This is a genomic window from Streptomyces sp. NPDC093260 (assembly GCF_040683715.1).
Taxonomy (GTDB): Bacteria; Actinomycetota; Actinomycetes; order Streptomycetales; family Streptomycetaceae; genus Streptomyces; species Streptomyces sennicomposti.
Window position 1 is genome coordinate 242798 of sequence record NZ_JBFBEK010000005.1, and the last position, 18370, is coordinate 261167.

The 18370-nt window shown below is 72.0% G+C and carries 15 protein-coding genes and 3 pseudogenes; 9 read left to right on the top strand and 9 right to left on the bottom strand.

The window, feature by feature from the left end:
- Positions 1-246 precede the first annotated feature (246 nt).
- The gene (locus AB0N63_RS09050) at positions 247-1353 is read left to right on the top strand and encodes a pyridoxal-phosphate dependent enzyme (protein ID WP_365526167.1); all 1107 of its coding nucleotides are present in this window, start codon (positions 247-249) and stop codon (positions 1351-1353) included.
- A gap of 15 nt (positions 1354-1368) precedes the next feature.
- Here AB0N63_RS09050 and AB0N63_RS09055 read toward each other — a convergent pair whose 3' ends face one another.
- Positions 1369-2199 carry an oxidoreductase gene (locus AB0N63_RS09055; RefSeq protein WP_365526170.1) on the bottom strand — a complete coding sequence of 277 codons (831 nt, stop codon included), beginning with the start codon at positions 2197-2199 and terminating at the stop codon, positions 1369-1371.
- A gap of 127 nt (positions 2200-2326) precedes the next feature.
- Between AB0N63_RS09055 and AB0N63_RS09060 the strand changes: the two genes are divergently transcribed.
- On the top strand, positions 2327-3238 hold the full coding sequence (locus AB0N63_RS09060; RefSeq protein ID WP_365526172.1) for a LysR family transcriptional regulator: 912 nt from the start codon (positions 2327-2329) through the stop codon (positions 3236-3238).
- 180 nt (positions 3239-3418) lie between these two features.
- On the opposite strand, the gene AB0N63_RS09065 is transcribed toward AB0N63_RS09060, so the two are convergent.
- From AB0N63_RS09065 to AB0N63_RS09075, 3 genes and pseudogenes are all read right to left on the bottom strand, one after another.
- A complete protein-coding gene (locus AB0N63_RS09065; protein WP_365526174.1) occupies positions 3419-4165 on the bottom strand; it encodes a DUF4232 domain-containing protein in 747 nt (248 codons plus the stop codon).
- 104 nt (positions 4166-4269) lie between these two features.
- On the bottom strand, positions 4270-6942 hold the full coding sequence (locus AB0N63_RS09070; protein ID WP_365526176.1) for a BTAD domain-containing putative transcriptional regulator: 2673 nt from the start codon (positions 6940-6942) through the stop codon (positions 4270-4272).
- Positions 6943-7183: 241 nt separating this feature from the next.
- Positions 7184-7366, bottom strand: a pseudogene (locus AB0N63_RS09075) (hypothetical protein); the annotation flags it as partial.
- A gap of 59 nt (positions 7367-7425) precedes the next feature.
- Here AB0N63_RS09075 and AB0N63_RS09080 point away from each other — a divergent pair.
- Positions 7426-8667 (top strand): TOPRIM nucleotidyl transferase/hydrolase domain-containing protein, encoded by a 1242-nt coding sequence (locus AB0N63_RS09080; protein WP_365526438.1) that lies wholly within the window; start codon positions 7426-7428, stop codon positions 8665-8667.
- 26 nt (positions 8668-8693) lie between these two features.
- Here the strand turns inward: AB0N63_RS09080 and AB0N63_RS09085 are convergent, their stop codons facing one another.
- Positions 8694-9224: an NUDIX domain-containing protein gene (locus AB0N63_RS09085; protein ID WP_365526179.1), complete on the bottom strand. Its 531-nt coding sequence runs from the start codon at positions 9222-9224 to the stop codon at positions 8694-8696.
- A 1-nt stretch (position 9225) separates the two neighbouring features.
- Positions 9226-10515 (bottom strand): annotated as a pseudogene (locus tag AB0N63_RS09090) (tetratricopeptide repeat protein); the annotation flags it as partial.
- On the opposite strand from AB0N63_RS09090, the pseudogene AB0N63_RS09095 reads away from it, so the two are divergent.
- The 4 genes and pseudogenes from AB0N63_RS09095 to AB0N63_RS09110 form a co-directional block, all read left to right on the top strand.
- Positions 10513-10734: pseudogene (locus tag AB0N63_RS09095) on the top strand (aminoglycoside phosphotransferase family protein); the annotation flags it as partial. The pseudogenes AB0N63_RS09090 and AB0N63_RS09095 sit on opposite strands and share 3 nt — an antisense overlap.
- 1 nt (position 10735) lies before the next feature.
- Entirely contained in the window at positions 10736-11428 is a 693-nt protein-coding gene (locus AB0N63_RS09100) for a class I SAM-dependent methyltransferase (protein ID WP_365526182.1), read from the top strand.
- Between the two features lie 31 nt (positions 11429-11459).
- Entirely contained in the window at positions 11460-12005 is a 546-nt protein-coding gene (locus tag AB0N63_RS09105) for an HAD domain-containing protein (RefSeq protein ID WP_365526185.1), read from the top strand.
- 514 nt (positions 12006-12519) lie between these two features.
- Positions 12520-12813, top strand: coding sequence for a tyrosine-type recombinase/integrase (locus AB0N63_RS09110; RefSeq protein WP_365526188.1), 294 nt, complete (start codon positions 12520-12522; stop codon positions 12811-12813).
- Between the two features lie 108 nt (positions 12814-12921).
- Here AB0N63_RS09110 and ychF read toward each other — a convergent pair whose 3' ends face one another.
- On the bottom strand, positions 12922-14010 hold the full coding sequence (gene ychF / locus AB0N63_RS09115; RefSeq protein WP_365526191.1) for a redox-regulated ATPase YchF: 1089 nt from the start codon (positions 14008-14010) through the stop codon (positions 12922-12924).
- Positions 14011-14174: 164 nt separating this feature from the next.
- Here ychF and AB0N63_RS09120 point away from each other — a divergent pair, with 164 nt between their 5' ends.
- Complete coding sequence (locus tag AB0N63_RS09120; protein ID WP_365526193.1) at positions 14175-14813, top strand: DUF6542 domain-containing protein; 639 nt, start codon at positions 14175-14177, stop codon at positions 14811-14813.
- A gap of 281 nt (positions 14814-15094) precedes the next feature.
- On the opposite strand, the gene ppgK is transcribed toward AB0N63_RS09120, so the two are convergent.
- Both ppgK and AB0N63_RS09130 read right to left on the bottom strand, forming a co-directional pair.
- Positions 15095-15841, bottom strand: a complete 747-nt coding sequence (ppgK, locus tag AB0N63_RS09125) for a polyphosphate--glucose phosphotransferase (RefSeq protein ID WP_365526196.1) — start codon at positions 15839-15841, stop codon at positions 15095-15097.
- A 120-nt stretch (positions 15842-15961) separates the two neighbouring features.
- On the bottom strand, positions 15962-16969 hold the full coding sequence (locus tag AB0N63_RS09130; protein WP_365526199.1) for a 4-hydroxy-3-methylbut-2-enyl diphosphate reductase: 1008 nt from the start codon (positions 16967-16969) through the stop codon (positions 15962-15964).
- A 183-nt stretch (positions 16970-17152) separates the two neighbouring features.
- On the opposite strand from AB0N63_RS09130, the gene xseA reads away from it, so the two are divergent.
- Entirely contained in the window at positions 17153-18361 is a 1209-nt protein-coding gene (gene xseA, locus AB0N63_RS09135) for an exodeoxyribonuclease VII large subunit (protein ID WP_365526202.1), read from the top strand.
- Positions 18362-18370 lie beyond the last annotated feature (9 nt).

Here is an 18370-nt window from a genome sequence, read left to right on the forward strand (position 1 = left end):
GTCGGAGGGCTTTACCCAGGCGGTTTCTCCCCGCTATGACGGGCGTCACACCTCCCCCGCCGCCGCCCCGCCGTCCCGTCGGCCCGGACGGACCCGGCCCCACCCCCGGCGGCCCGGACCCGAACTTCGCGTCCCGTGACCGATAATGGCCGGTCGCCCGTGGCACAGGAGCCCCCCCGACGCCTCGGTCCGCGTCGCCCGCCGTCGTCCCGGGACACACGCGCTCCAGGGGCTTAACCTGCGATCATGACCCCTCTGCCGGACCGCTACTGCCCGACCGACGGCGTCCGCATCCCCGGCGCCTCCCTGGCCTGGTGCTGCCCCTCCTGCCACGGCCCCCTGGACCTCGACTTCTCGCCCACCCCGGCCCCGCTGAAGTCCCTCACCGGACGCGTGAACTCCCTGTGGCGGTACGCCGAGACGCTGCCTCTCTCGGCGCCCACGATCTCCCTCGGCGAGGGCCGCACCCCGCTGGTGCCGCTGACGGACGACATCTCGGCCAAACTCGACTACCTGATGCCGACGCTGTCCTTCAAGGACCGCGGCGCGGTCCTGCTGGCCGAGCTCGCGCTGCGCGCCGAACCCCGCCGGGTGGTCGCCGACAGCAGCGGCAACGCGGGCACGTCGGTGGCCGCGTACTGCGCCCGCGCGCGGCTGCCCTGCACGGTGTACGTCCCGTTCGGGACCTCGGCGAAGAAGCTGGAGCAGATCGAGGCGCACGGGGCGCGGGTGGAACTGGTCGACGGCGGCCGCGAGGCGGCCGGGGCCGCGGCCCGCCGGGCGGCGGACCAGCCCGAGACCTTCTACGCCTCGCACGTCTACAACCCGTACTTCCTGCACGGCACCAAGACCTACGTCCACGAACTGTGGGAGGACCTCGGCGGCCGCCTGCCCGACGTCCTCGTGCTGCCGGTGGGCAACGGCACGCTGCTGCTCGGCGCGGCCCTGGCGGTCGCCGAGCTGTACGGCGCCGGGCTGCTGGACCGGCGGCCGGCGCTGTGGGCGGTGCAGGCGGCGGCGGTCGCGCCGCTGGCCGAGGCCTTCGCTCGGGGCGCCGACGAACTCACCGGGACGACCCCCGTCGCTCCCACCCTCGCCGAGGGCATCGCCATCCCCCGCCCGCCCCGCGCCCGCCAGATCCTGCGCGCGGTCCGCGACTCGGGCGGCACGTTCCTGACCGTCACGGAGGACCAGATCCGCCACGCCCAACTGGACCTGGCCTCCCGCGGCCTGTTCGTGGAATCCACCGGCGTCGCCTGCTGGGCCGCCGTACGGGAGGGCGCCCTGGCCGGGAAGTCAGCGGCGCTCCCCCTGTGCGGAGCCGGCCTCAAGTCCGGCCTCGCCCACGCCTAGGGCGTGCGGACCGGTTCAGGCGTCGAACGCCGTGGCCCGGGTGTGCTTCTCCCAGGTGGCGATCTCTTCGCGTACCTGGTCGAGGTGGCTGAGGACCGCGGTGACCGCGTCGTCGCCCAGGGGGAGGCGGAGCGGGGTCCGCGGGGCGTCGAGGGCGGCCAGGATGAGCGCCGCCGCCTTCGCGGGGTCGCCGGGCTGGCTGCCGTCGCCGCCGTCCACGGCGCGGCGGGTCTCGGCCACCTTGGCGTACAGCCCGCTGTCCGCGCTCAGCCCGGCCCGGCCGGTGCCGAAGAGCGACGTTCGGAACGCGCCCGGCTCGACGACCAGCACCTTGACGCCGTACTCGGCGGCCTCGTCCGCGAGCGCCTCGGACAGGCCCTCCAGGGCGAACTTCGTCGCGCTGTACGCCGCGAAGCCCGCGAAGGACATCTGCCCGCCCATGCTGCTCATCTGCACGATCGCGCCCGAGCGCCGTTCCCGCATGGACGGCAGCACCGCCCGCGTCAGCGCCGCCGGACCGAACACGTGCACGTCGAACAGATCCCGCAGCTCCTGCTCGGTGGTCTCCTCGAACGCCCCCACATGGGTGCGGCCCGCGTTGTTCACCAGGACGTCGATCCGCCCGTGCCGGGCCAGCACGTCCCGTACGGCGGCCTCGGCGGCGGCCGTGTCGGTGACGTCCAGGCGCAGCGCCTCCAGCTGGTCGGGATGGGCGGCCACGAGGTCGTCCAGGGCCTCGGTACGCCGCGCGGTGCCCACCACCACGTCGCCCGCGGCGAGCGCCGCCTCCGTGATCGCCCGACCGAAACCGCTGCTCGCGCCGGTCACCAGCCACACCTTGTTCATGACCCCTCCAGGGTTCGTCGTCCACCCGTTCGCCGCCGCGTCCGCCGCCGTGTGCGTCCGCCCGCGCCGTCGGGGTCAACTCTGCTGCCGTGGCGGGTGGTTCGTCCAAGACCCGGCGTGATAACCGATGGCTATGACGACGGACGTGCACATGAGGGAGCTGCGCTACTTCGCGACGGTGGCAGAGGAACTGCACTTCACCCGCGCCGCCGAGCGGCTGTACGTGTCCCAGCCCGCGCTGAGCAAGCAGATCCGCGCGCTGGAGAAGCAGCTCGGCGTGGAGCTGTTCCGGCGCACTCCGCAGGGGGCGGCGCTCACCGAGGCGGGCGCGGCGCTGCTGCCGTACGCGCACCGGGTGCTGGCCGAGTGGGAGCGGGGCGCGGCGGCGGTGGCGGAGGTGAGGGCCGCGCAGCGCGGCACGCTGGTGGTGGGCATGAGCACCAGCCCGGGGCGCGGCGGGCTGTTGCCGGCGATCCGCTCCCGGTTCACGGCCGCCGAGCCGCAGGCGTCCGTACGGCTGCGGCAGGCGAGCTGGGACGACCCGACGGCGGGTCTCGCGGACGGCACGGTGGACGTGGCGTTCGTCTGGCTGCCCCTGCCCGGCGCGGAGGAGTACGACTGGACGGTGGTCGCCGAGGAGCCGCGCCTGGTGGCGCTGCCCGCGACGCATCCGCTGGCCGCCCGTACGGAGATCGACTTCGCCGACCTGGCCGGGGAGCCGTTCCTCGCGCTGCCCCGGTCCGCCGGGCCGCTGCGCGACCACTGGCTCGCCCTGGACGCCCGCGGCGGCGCCGAACCCCGGATCGGCGCCGAGGTGGCGAGCACCGAGGAGACGTACGAGGCGCTGGTCGCGGGCCTCGGCGTGTGCCTGGTCGCGTCCGGCAACGTCCCGCTCGTCAGCCTCGGCGGGGTGACCGCCCGCCCGGTGCGCGGGATCGGGCCGAGCCGGTACGCGCTCGCCTGGCGCCGTGCGGACGCGGCGCGGCCGCTGGTGCGGGCGTACGCGGAGGCCTGCCGGCCGGCGGCGGAAGGCCGGTGACGGGACCGGGCCCCGCCCTCGGGCGAACACCCGGAGGAAACCCGGAGAAGCACCCGGGGGACGCCGGAGGGATACCCGGAGGGTCCCGCCGGTGACCGGCGGGACCCTCCCGTCCGCCTCGCGCCGGGACCGGCCGGGGGAGCCGGCCCGCACGCGAGGGGCGGTCGAAGGACGCGGCGGTCAGAACTCGTCGGCGCCGTTGCGCAGTTCCGGCGTCCAGTAGCCGGTCTTGGCGACCGCCTCGTCGACGGCGAGACCGCCCGCCGGGGCCTTCACCTCGACACTGCCCTCGGCCGGGCCGTCGGGGGCGAAGAGGTTGACGGTGAACGAGGTGACGACCTTGTTGTCCTCGTGGACACCGCCGTCGGCGATCCGCACGTTGGCGTACGCCGGGCCGCCGGGCGCCACGATGACCGGCACCGGGGGCTTGCTCTTGGCGACGGCCGGGATGTCCTTGGCGGTCTGGACGGGCCCGAAGGCGATCAGCGGGTACTGGAGCAGTCGGCAGGAGTGGCCGGAGATGTTCTTGGCGGTCAGCACGACGTGCTCGGTGGGCGTCTCCCCGGCGGCCTTCTCCACCGTGATCCGCACGTCGCCGTGGGTGCACGCGGGGGCGGAGGACTTGCCGGAGCCGCCCCCGGACGCGCCGCTGCCGCCGCCCGCGGTCTTGGCCGCGGTCTGGTCGGTGGTCCCGCCCTTCGCCGCGCCGGAGCCGCCCGAGCCCTGGGAACCGGAGGCGTCCGTGCCCGAGCCGGCGCCGGTCCTCGAGGTGGCGTCGGGCCTGACGGCGGTGGAGGTCTGCGACGACGTGGCGGCGCCCTCGTCCTTCGTGCCGGTCCCGTCGCCGCCGCCGCACGCGGTCAGCCCCAGCGAGAGGGCGGCGACGGCCGCGGCGGCCAGGACGGTGTGCTTGCGGTGGTTGCGCATGGTGGTTCTCCCCCGTGACGGTGGTGAAGCGGTCGTGTCCGGCACCGTTCCTCGATGCCGGACACCAGCTTCCGCGCCGCCGCTGCTGTTCCGCTTACGTACCGCTAACGCCCCGCCGCCAGCCGGGACAGCAGCTCGGCCGCCCGCTCCGAGCCCTCGGTGAAACCGGCCGCCGCCGCGGCCCGGGTGGCCGACCTGAACTGGTCGGCGGCCTCCGTGACCCGCCCGAGCCCCGCCAGCGCCTCGCCCCGGACGATCTGCAGCTCGGCCCGGCCCACCGCGGCGTGCGGCGAGACGAGTTCGGCGGCGCGCGCGGTGTGCGCGAGGGCCGCCGCGTACCGGCCGGCGGTCAGGCAGTGCCGGGCCAGGTGCCCGAGGGTCAGCACCTGGGTCGCGGGGTGGCCGGTGCGGTCGGCGAGGGCCACCGCCCGGGACATCAGCTCTCCGGCCCGCCCGGTCTCGCCCACGCCGTTGAGCACCGCGCCGAGGTTGACGTAGGCGATCGCCTCGCTGATCGTGTCGCCGGCGGCTGCCGCCAGCGCGGGTGCCTGTTCCAGGTGGACCAGGGCCTCGGTGTCGCGGCCCTCCTCGTGCATGATCCAGCCGAGCAGCGCCCGGGTGCGCGACTGCGCGTCCAGGTCGCCCACGAGTTCGGCCGAGGCGAGCCCGGCCTCCAGCAGCGGGGTCCAGCCGTCGGTGATCCGCCACAGCATCAGCGGCCACTGCACCAGGGCCAGCCGCCAGGCCCGGTCGTGCAGGCCCAGGGCCGCCGCGGCGGCGACCGCGCCCTCCAGCGCGGCGCGCTCCGCCTCGTACCAGGCGAGGGCGGCGGCCCGGTCCTCGAACTCCCGTGTGGCGGCCGGGCGGTGGGCGTCGGCGGGCAGCGCGTAGCAGGGCTGGGAGCCGGGCTCGGCGGCCGCGTCGGCGGCGAGGCCGGTGTAGAGGTAGTGGTCGAGGAGGCGGCGCAGGCCCTCGGGGTCGGCCTGCGGGGCGAGGTGGCGCGCGTAGAGCCGGACCAGGTCGTGGGGCGTCCAGCGGCCGGGCACGGACTCGGTGAGCAGATGGGCGGCGGCGAGCCGGTCGAGGTCGGCGGAGGCCTGCGCGGGGGTGGTGCCGGCGAGGGCACTGGCCGTGAACCGGTCCAGATCGGAGCCGGTGTGCAGGCCGAGCGCGCGGAACATCCGGGCGGCGGGCTCGGGAAGTTGCTGCACGGTCAGCCGCAACGCGGCCGATACCCCGGTGTCCTCGACGTTCAGCAGCGCCAACCGGACCTGTTCGTCGGCTAGTTCGTGACCCATCGCGGCCAGGGTCCACTGCGGGCGGCCGGCCAGGCGGGCGGCGGTCACCCGCAGCGCGAGCGGCAGCCCGTCGCACAGCCCGGCCAGCCGCTCGGCGGCCTCCGGCTCGGCGGCGATCCGGTCCTCGCCCAGCACACTCGCGAGCAGCGCCGCCGAGTCGGCCGCCGGCAGATGTCCGAGGGGCACCGGGCGGGCGGCGTCGGAGGCCACCAGCCCGCCGAGCCGGTCGCGGCTGGTGACCAGCGTCGCGCAGTGGTCGCCGCCGGGCAGCAGCGGGCGGACCTGCTCGGAGGAGCGGGCGTTGTCGAGGACGACGAGCAGCCGCCGCCCCTCGGTCAGCGACCGGAACAGCGCCCCGCGCGCGGCGGCCGTCTCCGGAACGCGCTGCGCCGGCACGCCGAGCGCGAGCAGGAACTCCCGCAGCACGGTCCCGGCATCGGGCGCCGGGGTGTCGCTGAAGCCGCGCAGGTCGGCGAAGAGGCGACCGTCGGGGAAGTCGGCGCGCCGCTGGTAGGCCCAGTGCAGGGCGAACGCGGTCTTGCCGACGCCGGCCGGCCCGGTGACCAGGCAGACGGGCGCGTCACCGCCGCCCACGACCGCGTCGAGCGCGGCCAGTTCGGCCCGGCGCCCGGTGAAACCGCGCGGCGGACGCGGCAGCAGCTCCGGTACGGGCGGCGCCTCGGTGGGCGGCGGGGCCGGCGCCGTCACGGGTTCGGCGGCTTCGGCGGGCGCCACGGGCTCGGCGGCCCTGAGCAGCGTGGCGTACGCGTCGGTCAGCGCCTCGCCCGGATCCACGCCGAGTTCGTCGGAGAGCAGGCGGCGGGTGCGGTGGTACCAGTTGAGGGCGTCCGACTGCCGCCCCGAGCGGCCCAGCGCCAGCATCAGCGCGGCGGCCAGGGACTCGCGCAGGGGGTGCGCGACGGCCTCGGTGCGCAGCACGGCGGCGGCCCGGCCGTGCTCACCGAGCTGCCCGTACGCCTCGGCCAGCGCCTCCACGGCCGACAGCCGCAGATCCTCGAGCCCGACGGCGGCCGCCTCCAGCGGGCCGCTGCGCACGGTGCCGGTGAGCGCGGGCCCCTGCCAGCAGGCCAGCGCCTCGCGCAGCATCCGTACGGTGTCGGCGGGCTGCCGCTGCACCCGGGCGAGCCCGACCAGCTCCTCGAACCGGTGCGCGTCCACCAGCGACTCGGGCAGCTGGAGTTCGTACGCCGCCCCGTGCGTGGTCAGCTCGATGCCGTACTCCCGCGCTCCGTGCGCGGCGAGCAGGGCGCGCAGCCGGGAGACATGGCCCTGGACGACCGTCTTGAAGTGGAGGGGCGGCTCCTGCTCCCACAGGGCCTCGGTGAGGCGGTCGACGCTGACCGGGGTGTTGGGCCGCAGCAGCAGCACGGCCAGCAGCGTCGCCCGTTTGACGGGACCGAGCGGAACGTCGCCGCTCTCCGTGACCACGGCCACGGACCCGAGCAACCGGAACTCCACGTCCTGCCTCCCCCATGAGCGTCCCAGTCCCGGCCTGAGGATACGCGGAGTAATCGCTGCCCGGCTCACCCGCTCGCCGGGTTGGCGTGAGAGCGACGGTGAGGTGTGGTCGGTCGGGGGTGCGTGGGGGACGGGGGTGGCGTCATTCGGCTGGCTCGCAGGGACGACGGGGTGGCGTCACTCGGGTGGCGTGAGGGAGACGGTGGGGGCGGCGTCGGCCGGCCGGCGACGGGGCGGACGGTCATTCGCTGGGCGCGAGGACGTCCGTGGCGTCGCCCATGGCATCGTTCCTGGCGTCCGTCACGCCCAGGCGCTCCTGCTCCTCCTCGACGATGCGGCGGGCGAGGTCGAGGTCGGACACGTCGACCGCGTCGGGGCTGGCCTCGGCGACGGCGCTGCGGCGGGCGTAGGCGTCGAACAAGCGTCCGCCTTGAGATCCCGCCTCCACGTCTGCGTAGCCTTCTCGAAGAAGCGCAAATCTCTATCGACGATGGAGTCACCGGCCATTTCAGGACCAAAGGAGACGGCCTTCGAAGGTCGGTCGCATTCGCCATCCTTCGTGCGTATGTCGACATGAAAACCGCACGACCAGTCACGGCAGACAGCTCTCAGCAACCTTGCCTACTCCTCTTCGAGGAACCCGAAGTATTCCTGCACCCCCAGGCACAGCGGAAGCTGTTCGAAGCCTTGGCGTTCTTCTCCGAGTTCAACGACGTCCTGGTCAGCACCCACTCGCCGTCGTTCTTCGCACCTGGGGCGACCGGAACATTTGTAAAGGTCATTAAGGACCACTCCCTGGATCCGCCGGCAAGCCGGACACGCGTGATCGACCTTTCAAAAATTGAGGCACGCGATCAATTTGAGATCATCAAGCACGAAAACAACGAGGCGGCATTTTTTGCGAACTCTGTCTTGCTCGTAGAGGGACCGAGCGACCACATCCTAATCCCGCACATCGCTCGAACCCTCAATCCAGAATGGGACTTCGAGAAGCGTGCGACAGCGATCGCGAAGGTTGAAGGAAAGGGAAGCATCGCCCGCTACAGAAGTTTCTTCACTCAGTTCGAAATGCGGATTGCGGTACTCGCCGACCTTGACGTCCTAGCGGAAGGTTTTGACAAACTGGGAGCCAGCCAAGATTGTCACCAACTGCGGGATCGACTCATCGCCAAGGTAAAAGAAATTGCAGCCGCTTCAGAAAACGACCCCTCCGGAAAGACACTCAAGAGCATGCGCACTAACGGCGCTGTGCAGGATCTCTGGAAGCGGGCCAGGGTGGCACGAGAGCAATACGCTCAAGGGCTCTGCGAATGGGAGGATCTCGACGCCGCTGTCAGCGCGTTTTTTGCGCGATCTACCTCGGGCGCCATGCGGAAAGTTCTCGAAGAGGCTGCCGATCCTGACCTTAGGCGCATGAAGATCGAGCTGCTTCAGGAACTACGGAAAGATGACATTTACGTATGGGAGCGCGGCGCAATTGAGGACTACTACCCGCCGCTAGAGAACAACGAGTCCTCGAACAAGAACGATCGCGCTCGATCTTTCTGCGAACGGCACGTGACCGCCGATGACATCAAGGGGCTGGCCGTGTTCAAGGATTCAGATGAATGCGAATTCGAGGCGATCTTCGAATCCCTCTTCAGATCAACCCCATCCGGCGACCATGCGCAGCACTTTTTTCCCAAGCAATCAGAATCAGATTGGCCCACCCACACTTCTCAATAGACTGGGAAAACACTCCCTTCCTTCACTCAGCGCCAGCCATCGAGCGAGACCTGGGACCTGCCAGATAGATATCCGTGGAGGGAACTCGCTGTGGTTTCGACGAATGCTTCCGGAATGTCACTGGCGTCGACCCAGCGGACCTGGGAGTGCTTGCGGGGTTCGCGGTTTTCGGGTTCGCCGGTCCATTCGTGGGCGGCGAAGACGACCGTGAGGAAGCCGTTGGGGGCCTCGACGCCCCAGGCACCGTGGATGATGTGGGCGACCTTGAGGGACTCGGGCTTCACCGTGAGGCCGGTCTCCTCGTAGAGCTCGCGGACGGCCGTCTCGGTGATCGGTTCGCCCGGTTCACTCTTGCCGACGGGGAGGTCCCACATTCCCTGGGCGAACTTGGCGTTCTCGCTGCGCTGGAGGAGGACGACGCGGTTGGTGGCCTTGTCATGGACGATGACCGCGGCGACCAGCAGGGTCATCGATTCGAGCGCCGGCTTGAGGGCCTTCGGCTGGTCGTCGGTCTGCTGGGTCACGGTGTTCCCTTCGTCGGGCGGGTTGTTGGGCATGTTAGGCGAGGGCCTCGCGGGCGCGGCGTGCGAGATCGGCAGCACCGGGAACGCGGCGGCGCTGGTAGACCGCGAGAGTGGAGCGGATTGAGGTGATCGCCTTGCGGGTGCGGTCGGAGGTCATACCCTCCATCAGGACCAGGGCCTGGGTCCAGGCGGCGACGGCCTCGTCGGCGCGGGCCTGGGCGGCGAGACTGTCGCCGAGGTCGGCGTGGGTAAGGGCGTGGACGCGCTTGTACTTCACAGGGTCCCAGCGGGTGAGGGCGTCCCGGTGCTGCTGTTCGGTGCCGATGTGGTCGGCAAGGTCGGTCAGGGTGCGGGCGGTGTGGCTGGCCACGGTGCCGGCGGCCGGGCCGCTTACGCGGGAGTAGCTGGGCTGGGGACCGTCGTCCCGTAGGAGGGCGTCCTCGGCGGCGAGCAGGGCGCGTGCGGCCGACGAGTTCTCGTCGATGGCGGCGTAGGCGCGGGCGTGGGTGATGTGGAGGAGGGCCTCGGTCCGGCCGTCGACGTGGCCGAGGCCTGTGCGTAGGGCGCCTTCGACGAGGTCGACGCAGTGGTGGGACTGTTTGAGGCTCAGTGCTTGGTGGGCGAGGGCGCGCATCATCCAGGCGGCGTGGCCGTGGGGGTCGGCTTCGCAGGCGAGCTTGTAGCCGACCTGGTAGTAGCGCTGTGCGGCGCCTTCCTGGCTGAGGTCGTGGTGCTTCCACCCAGCGAGGTAGGCGAGTTCGGCGACGGCGCCGAAGGCGGCCCGGCGTAAGCCTTCGCTGGGGAAGCGTCCGCGCAGCATGGGGGCGGCGGTGTCGGCGAGGTACGCGGTGACGGTGGTCAGGCCGTGCCCGCCGCCGAGGCGCTCGTCGGCGGCGCTGAAGGCCGCCGTGATCTGCCGTACGACGTCCACGTCCTCTGCCCCGACCATGGACGTGCCGGTGCGGGCGCGGAGCATGCGGGCGGTGGCTTCGTGGTCGTAGCCGAGCGGCATGGCGACGCCGGCGGTGGTGAAGGCCGCGACGGCGAGGAAGCGGCGGCGCTCGACGTCGGCGCGGCCCAGGTCGGTGACCGCGAGGACAGGGTCGGATTCCGCTGGCTCTTCGTCATCACCGGCCTGGAGGCCGATCTCGGTCTGGGTGACCGTGCGCCCCGCTCTGCGGGATAGCGCCTCGGCCAGGTACTGGCCTACCCGGCCCGAAGGGGCACGGGTGCCGTTCACCCAGTGCGAGATGGCCGACTTATTGGTCTGGAGGATCTCGCCGTTCTCGGCGGCGATGCGCCGCACGTCTCTGGCGAAAGCCTCCTGGAGCAGTACGTCACCGCCGGCGGCACCCCCGACGCCCTCGCCCCGCGCGGCGGGCTCACCGCCGAGAACTGGGCCCTGGGCTGGCACCGCATGTGGGCCGTCGAGTGGTTCATGGAGCAGTCCATCCGCTGGATCGACGACCCGGCCACCGACCCCGCCTACATCAAGGCCGTCCACCGCCACCTCACCGACGTCCTTCACCTCTTGGAGATCTGACGTGCTCGCCCAGGCATCCCCCTGGCACGCCCACGCCGCCCAGCGCACCAACGCCGGCCTCGCCGAACCTCTGGCCGTACCCGCCCGGATGGAATGGACCACGAGACCCGGCCAAGGGCCCGGAGCCGACGTCCTCGGCTCCGACCTGCGCGGCAAGCGACTCCTGGAACTCGGCTGCGGCCCCGGCCACAACGCCGCCCACCTCGCCACCCGCCACGGGGCTCACGTCACCGGCGTCGACCTGGTCGGCCTGCAGGTCCGCCGCGCCCGCTCCCACTACGGACGGCTGAACAACCTCACCTTCGTCGCCGGGCACGCCCTGCACTACCTACACGCCTCCGACGAGCAGTTCGACGCGATCTACTCCGTCTTCGGAGCCATCGGTCTCGTCGCCCCCGAGCTCCTGCTCCCGGCCATCGCCCAGCGCCTCATGCCCGGGCGAGTGCTCGCCTTCTCCGTCCCGCACCCGCAGCGCGGCGGCCGCAGCCCTTCTGGCGACGACCGTCCTCGCCGCGACTTCGTCACCCTTCCCGACCGCACCCGGCTCCCCATCGCCCGCTGGGAGTTCTCCACGGACCGGTGGGAGAGGCACCTCAGCCAGGCGGGCTTCTGGCTCACCTCGGCCCAGGAGTTCCACGACCCCCGCATGGGCCACTGGCCCACCACCCTGCTGATCCGCGCCCGCAAGCTCTGACATCCGCGTTCATCCGGACTATGGAGGACCGATGCGCCCGCCCTACCTGCTCCTCGACATCGACGGCGTCCTCATACCCTTCCCCGACGAGCACGGCTCGACCCCGGCCACCCACGCCCGCCACGACGTCGTCCCCACCGGCCGCAGCGCCGACAACCCGGTCACCGTCTGGCTCAACCCCGATCACGGCAGCCTGCTCATGGACATCATCCGCACCGGCCTGGTCACCCCCGTCTGGTGCACCAGCTGGCGCCAGGACGCCACCACCCTCATCGGGCCCCTTCTCGACCTCCCGGCCCTGCCGCACGTCGACCTGCCACGTCCCCAAATCACCACCAGCCACCCCAACGGCTACCTCTGGAAGCGCGACCACGTCGACGCCTGGCTGGGCGACGCCCCCGCCGTCTGGATCGACGACGACTTCACCAGCCTCGACCACGCCTGGGCGGCGGAGCGCACCGCCGAGGGAACGCCGACTCTCCTCGTTCAACCCGACCCGCACCTCGGGCTGCAGCCCGAGTACCTGACTGAGGTCACGACGTGGGTCGCGCAGTTACCCGTAGCCCGAGCCGCCTGACGACTGATGCCCTCGCTGCCACGGACAGCGAGGGCATCAGGGTGCGTAACGGGCGGCCCGAACGCGACCTCGACTGGTGGGCTGGCGTATTCGGGCCTCATCGTCACGAGTCACGCCACGTCAGGCCGTCGACCCGTTGAGGCGGTACTCCTCGGAGGGCATCGAGTCCCATTCGGTATTCGCGCCGTCGCGCGTCACCATGAACAACGGGCGCGGTCGGAGGACCGGCCCGACTAGTTGCCCGCGCATGACGACCCCGGGATCATCCGGTCCTGCGTAGCCCTCAGGCGTGTAGCGGAGGTACACGTCCATTGCCTCGGCATACGCGATTGCGTCGCTCTCCAGCTCCGACAGGTCTCGCCCGACCAGCGGGATTCCGTCGTATGCGACCTGGGGACCGTACACGGCGTCGACAGCCGGTGCATAGGACCACGCGTCCCGTCCGGCGACTCCGAAAAATCGGCTTCGGCCTTGAACGCCATAGTCGCCCCTCACGGCGCCGCAGGGCGGACCCGTGGTCTACACACACTTCATGGACGGGTCCTGGCGGCCCGCCTGCGCGAAGGCCGGCATACCGAAGGGCACCGGACCCCAGGCCCTCCGGCATCACTACGCCAGCCTGCTGATCAAGCACGGCGAGTCCGTGAAGACGGTCTCCGAGCGCCTCGGCCACACCAACGCGGCCATGACGCTGAACATCTACACCCACCTGTGGCCCGACTCCGAGGAGCAGACCCGGGCCGCGGTCGACAAGGCGTACGCGGACCAGTCCGCCGACGCCCAGCCACCGGTCGACGAAGCGGCGTAGCCGCTCCCCCGCGCGCTGACCGAAGTCAGCACGCTGCGGACTCTGCACGGACCACAAAGGCCGCCCAACCCGCTCCGTCGCAGGTCAGACGGCCTTTCGCCGGACGTATTAGACGTTGAAGCGGAACTCCACCACGTCCCCGTCCTGCATGATGTAGTCCTTGCCCTCCATGCGGGCCTTGCCCTTGGCCCGGGCCTCGGCTACCGAGCCGGTTTCCACGAGGTCGGCGAAGGAGATGACCTCGGCCTTGATGAAGCCCTTCTGGAAGTCGGTGTGGATCACACCGGCCGCCTCGGGGGCGGTGGCGCCCTTCTTGATGGTCCAGGCGCGGGATTCCTTGGGGCCGGCCGTCAGGTAGGTCTGCAGGCCCAGGGTGTTGAAGCCGACGCGGGCGAGGGTGGCCAGGCCCGGCTCCTCGGCGCCCACCGACTCCAGCAGCTCCAGGGCGTCCTCCTCGTCCAGCTCGGCGAGTTCCGCCTCCAGCTTGGCGTTGAGGAAGATCGCCTCGGCGGGAGCGACCAGGGCACGCTGCTCGTTCTTGAAGTCCTCGTCGGTCAGTTCGTCCTCGTCGACGTTGAAGACGTAGAGGAAGGGCTTCGTGGTGAGCAGGTGCAGGTCGTGCAGCAGCTCGCTGCGCTCGGTCCCCTGGACGATGCCGTGCGCGAAGAGCGTGTCGCCCTTCTCCAGGATCTCCTTCGCCTCCTCGACCGCCTTGACCTTGGGCGCCACGTCCTTCTTGATCCGCGACTCCTTCTGGAGGCGGGGCAGGACCTTCTCGATGGTCTGGAGGTCGGCGAGGATCAGCTCGGTGTTGATCGTCTCGATGTCGTCCTTGGGCGAGACCTTGCCGTCGACGTGCACGACGTTCTCGTCCTTGAAGGCACGGATGACCTGGCAGATCGCGTCCGACTCGCGGATGTTCGCGAGGAACTTGTTGCCGAGGCCCTCGCCCTCGCTGGCACCACGTACGATGCCGGCGATGTCCACGAAGTCGACGGTGGCCGGGATGATCCGCTCCGACTTGAAGATCGAGGCGAGCTGGGCGAGACGACCGTCCGGGACGCCCACGACACCGACGTTCGGCTCGATCGTGGCGAACGGGTAGTTGGCCGCGAGCACGTCGTTCTTGGTCAGGGCGTTGAACAGGGTCGACTTGCCGACGTTCGGCAGACCGACGATTCCGATCGTGAGCGACACGTTGCGACTTCCCGTACATGAGGAGACTGGCGGCCAGGCGGCCGATCCACCAGTCTACGGCGTGCGCCGCCCCGCTTCGGCGACGGTTCGAACGCTTGGCCGCGCCACGCCGTGCGGCGTGTCAAACGGCCTATTCAGCACATAAACAGACCTAGGTTGGTCCGGTGGAGCAACACAGGACGCGACCCCAGCAGTACGGACCGCGACGCGGCAGGCCGCCCGCGACCCCGCAGGGCATACAGGAGCCGGTACGGCCGTCGGCCCGCCCCCGTCCCCGGCCGGCTGCGGGGGGAGCACGCGGCCCCGACCGGCCCGCGCCACGCCGGGCGCCCGCCGCCGCGCCCCCCGTCTCCGCACCGGCCTCCCTCGTACGGCGGCTGCGGCGCCTGCCCAACCCGCGGCTGACCGGGCTCGGCGGCGGACTGTTCTGCGGCGCGCTGATGTTCGCGCTGGGCTGCCTCGACGCCCTGCTCCTGGACGCCTCGCCGGCCGGGTACGGCGTGCTGTTCGTGCCGGTGTGCGCGCTGACCGCCCTGTGGGTGCGCAGGGGCGACCTGCTGACCGCGCCCGTCGTCGTGCCGATCGGGTTCGCCGTCGGACTGCTGCCGGTGGCCGACGGCGACGGGGTCCTCGGCACCCTGATGGGCCTGGTGACCGCCCTCGCCACCCACGCGGTGTGGCTGTACGCCGGGACACTGGTCGCGGGGGCCACGGCGCTGCTACGGCGCGCGGCCCTGGCGGCGACCGTCCGGTCGGCGGCACGGAGCCGTCGACCGGAGGGCGGCCGCTGTCGACCGAGCTGACACTGTCGGGCCACACGGCCCGCGGGCCTGACCCCGTCCGCCGGGTCCCTGTCGTCCGCCGGGCCGTCGGGTCCGTGTCGTCCGTCAGGTCCCTGTCGTCCGTCGCGTCCGTGTCGTCCGCCGGGCCCACGCCGTCCATCGAACCCACGCGGTCGTCGGGTCCACGCCGTCTGTCCTTGGGGGGTCGTCGATCGGGCGAGGCCGCAGAAGGAGGGGGACCGTGGGACGGCCCAGGGGGTGAACGCTTCACGCCTCCGGGCGCGGCCGGCCGGACCCGTCCGTCAGCCGCTCTGCGCCGCCCTCATCGCCGCGCCCACGATCCCCGCGTTGTTCTGCAGCTGCGCGGGGACGATCTCCGCCCGGACGCCCTCGATCAGGGGCAGGAACTTCTGCGACTTGCGGCTGACGCCGCCGCCGATGACGAACAGTTCGGGCGAGAACAGCATCTCGACGTGGGCCAGGTACTTCTGGACCCGGCGCGCCCACTGCTCCCAGGACAGGTCCCGGTCGTCCTTGACCTTGCTGGAGGCGCGCTTCTCCGCCTCGTGGCCGTCCAGTTCCAGGTGGCCCAGCTCGGTGTTGGGCACCAGGGCGCCGTCGATGAAGACCGCGCTGCCGATGCCCGTGCCGAACGTCAGCAGGATCACCGTGCCCCTGCGGTCCTTGCCCGCGCCGAACTGCATCTCGGCGACGCCCGCCGCGTCCGCGTCGTTGACCACCGTCACCGGCAGGCCGCCGAGGCGCTCACCGAACAACGCACGCGCGTCGGTGTCGATCCAGCTCTTGTCGACATTGGCCGCCGTGCGGATCGTGGCGCCGCCGGTGACCACGCCCGGGAAGGTCAGCCCGACCGGGCCCGTCCAGCCGAAGTGGTCCACGACCTGCTTGACGCCGTCGGCCACCCCGTCGGGCGTCGCCGGGTGCGGGGTGAGCACCTTGCACCGCTCCTGGGCCAGGTCGCCCCGGTCCAGGTCCACCGGGGCGCCCTTGATCCCCGAACCGCCGATGTCCACACCGAAGATCTGCATGGCTCCACGTTACGGGGTGGCACTGGCAGTCACGCGGGTGACGGTCGCACCCGAGGACACCCGGCGGATTCCCGCCGAGGCTTCCGGCACCGTCGCGCCGCGTGCAGCGCTCCGCCGCGCTCAGTCCGACGTCGTGCCCGACCCGCCGCGCTCGGCGACCAGCGAAGCCGCCTCCTCGCGCAGGTCGCGGCGGAGTTCCTTCGGCAGGGAGAACGTGATGGACTCCTCGGCCGCCTTGACGATCTCCACGTCCTCGAAACCGCGCCCCGCGAGCCATTCGAGCACCTGCTCGACCAGCACCTCCGGCACCGACGCGCCCGAGGTCACGCCGACGGTGGTCACGCCCTCCAGCCAGGCTTCGTCGATCTCGTCGGCGAAGTCCACCAGGTACGCCTGCGCGGCGCCGGCGAGCTTGGCGACCTCCACCAGCCGCTTGGAGTTCGAGGAGTTGCGCGAGCCGACCACGATGACCAGGTCGGCCTCGGCGCCCATCTGCTTCACCGCGAGCTGGCGGTTCTGCGTGGCGTAGCAGATGTCGTCGCTCGGCGGCGAGATCAGCTGCGGGAACTTCTCCTTCAGCGCGTCCACCGTCTCCATGGTCTCGTCCACCGAGAGCGTGGTCTGGGACAGCCACACCACCCGCGACGGGTCGCGCACCTCGACCTTCGCCACGTCCTCGGGACCGTCCACCAGCTGGATGTGCTCGGGGGCCTCGCCGGAGGTGCCGATGACCTCCTCGTGGCCCTCGTGCCCGATCAGGAGGATGTCGTAGTCCTCCTTGGCGAACCGGACGGCCTCCTTGTGGACCTTGGTGACCAGCGGGCAGGTGGCGTCGATGGTGGCGAGCCGGCCGCGCGCGGCCTCCTCGTGCACGACGGGCGCCACGCCGTGCGCCGAGAACATCACGATGTTGCCCGGCGGCACCTCCTCCGTCCGCTCGACGAAGACGGCGCCCTTCTTCTCCAGGGTCTGCACGACGTACTTGTTGTGGACGATCTCGTGCCGGACGTACACCGGGGCCCCGTACTGTTCCAGGGCTTTCTCGACGGCGATCACGGCGCGGTCCACACCCGCGCAGTAGCCACGGGGGGCGGCGAGCAGGACACGGCGGCCAGACGTAGCAGTCATGGCCCCATCGTAAGGGTGCCCCCGGCGGCCCGGAGATCGCGCGGTCCTCCGCCGACGCCCCGGGTCTCCCGCCAAGCTCCGTCGCCGCCCCGTGCCACCCCTGCCACGTGCCGCTCCTGCCCGTGCCGCCCCCGCTCCGCGCTGCCGCCGTCGTTGTCGGCGCCGGCCGCTACCCTCGCGGACATGGCCATCTCCACGTCCCCCGAAGCTCCCCTGCCCGTCGGCGAGGTCTCGCGGCTCATCGGCGGCTGGATCGACCGGCTCGGCGCGGTCTGGGTCGAGGGCCAGATCACCCAGCTGTCGCGGCGGCCGGGCGCGGGTGTGGTGTTCCTGACGCTGCGCGACCCGTCGTACAACATCTCGGTCGGCGTGACCTGCTACCGCGAGGTGTTCGACGCGGTCGCCGACGTCGTCGGCGAGGGCGCCCGCGTCCTCGTGCACGCCAAACCGGAGTGGTACGCCCCGCGCGGGCAGCTGTCGCTGCGCGCGGCCGAGATAAGGCCGGTGGGCGTCGGCGAGCTGCTGGCCCGGCTGGAGCAGCTGAAGAAGAACCTCGCCGCCGAGGGCCTGTTCGCACCCGAGCGCAAGAAGCCGCTGCCGTTCCTGCCCCAGCTGGTCGGCCTGGTGTGCGGGCGCGCCTCCGCCGCCGAGCGGGACGTCCTGGAGAACGCCCGGCACCGCTGGCCCGCCGTCCGCTTCGAGGTGCGCAACGTCCCCGTGCAGGGCGTGCACGCCGTCACGCAGGTCGTCCAGGCCGTCAAGGAGCTGGACGAGATCGAGGACGTGGACGTGATCGTGGTGGCGCGCGGTGGCGGCAGCGTGGAGGACCTGCTGCCGTTCTCCGACGAGCAGCTGGTCCGCGCGGTCGCCGCGTGCCGTACGCCCGTGGTCTCCGCGATCGGCCACGAGCCGGACACGCCGCTGCTGGACTACGTCGCCGACCTGCGCGCCTCCACCCCCACCGACGCCGCGAAGCGGGTCGTCCCGGACGTCGGCGAGGAGTACGAACGGGTAAGGCAGCTGCGCGACCGCGCGCGGCGGTGCGCGCGGGCGCACGTCGAGCGGGAGGAGCGCGGGCTGGCGCACGCGCTGGCGCGGCCCTGCATGGAGGACCCGCACCGCATGATCGACGAGCGGGCGGACCACGTCGCCGCGCTGCTCGACCGCGGCCGGCGCACGCTGCGGCATCTGCTGGACCGCGCCGACTCCGAGCTGGCGCACACGCACGCGCGCGTGGTGGCCCTCTCCCCCGCGGCGACGCTGCGGCGCGGGTACGCCGTCCTGCAGCGGGCGGACGGCCATGTGGTCCGCGATCCGGCGGAGGTGGCGGCGGACGAGGCGCTGCGGGCGCGGGTCGCCGAGGGCGAGTTCACGGTTCGAGCCGACGTTTAGGGTGGGCGG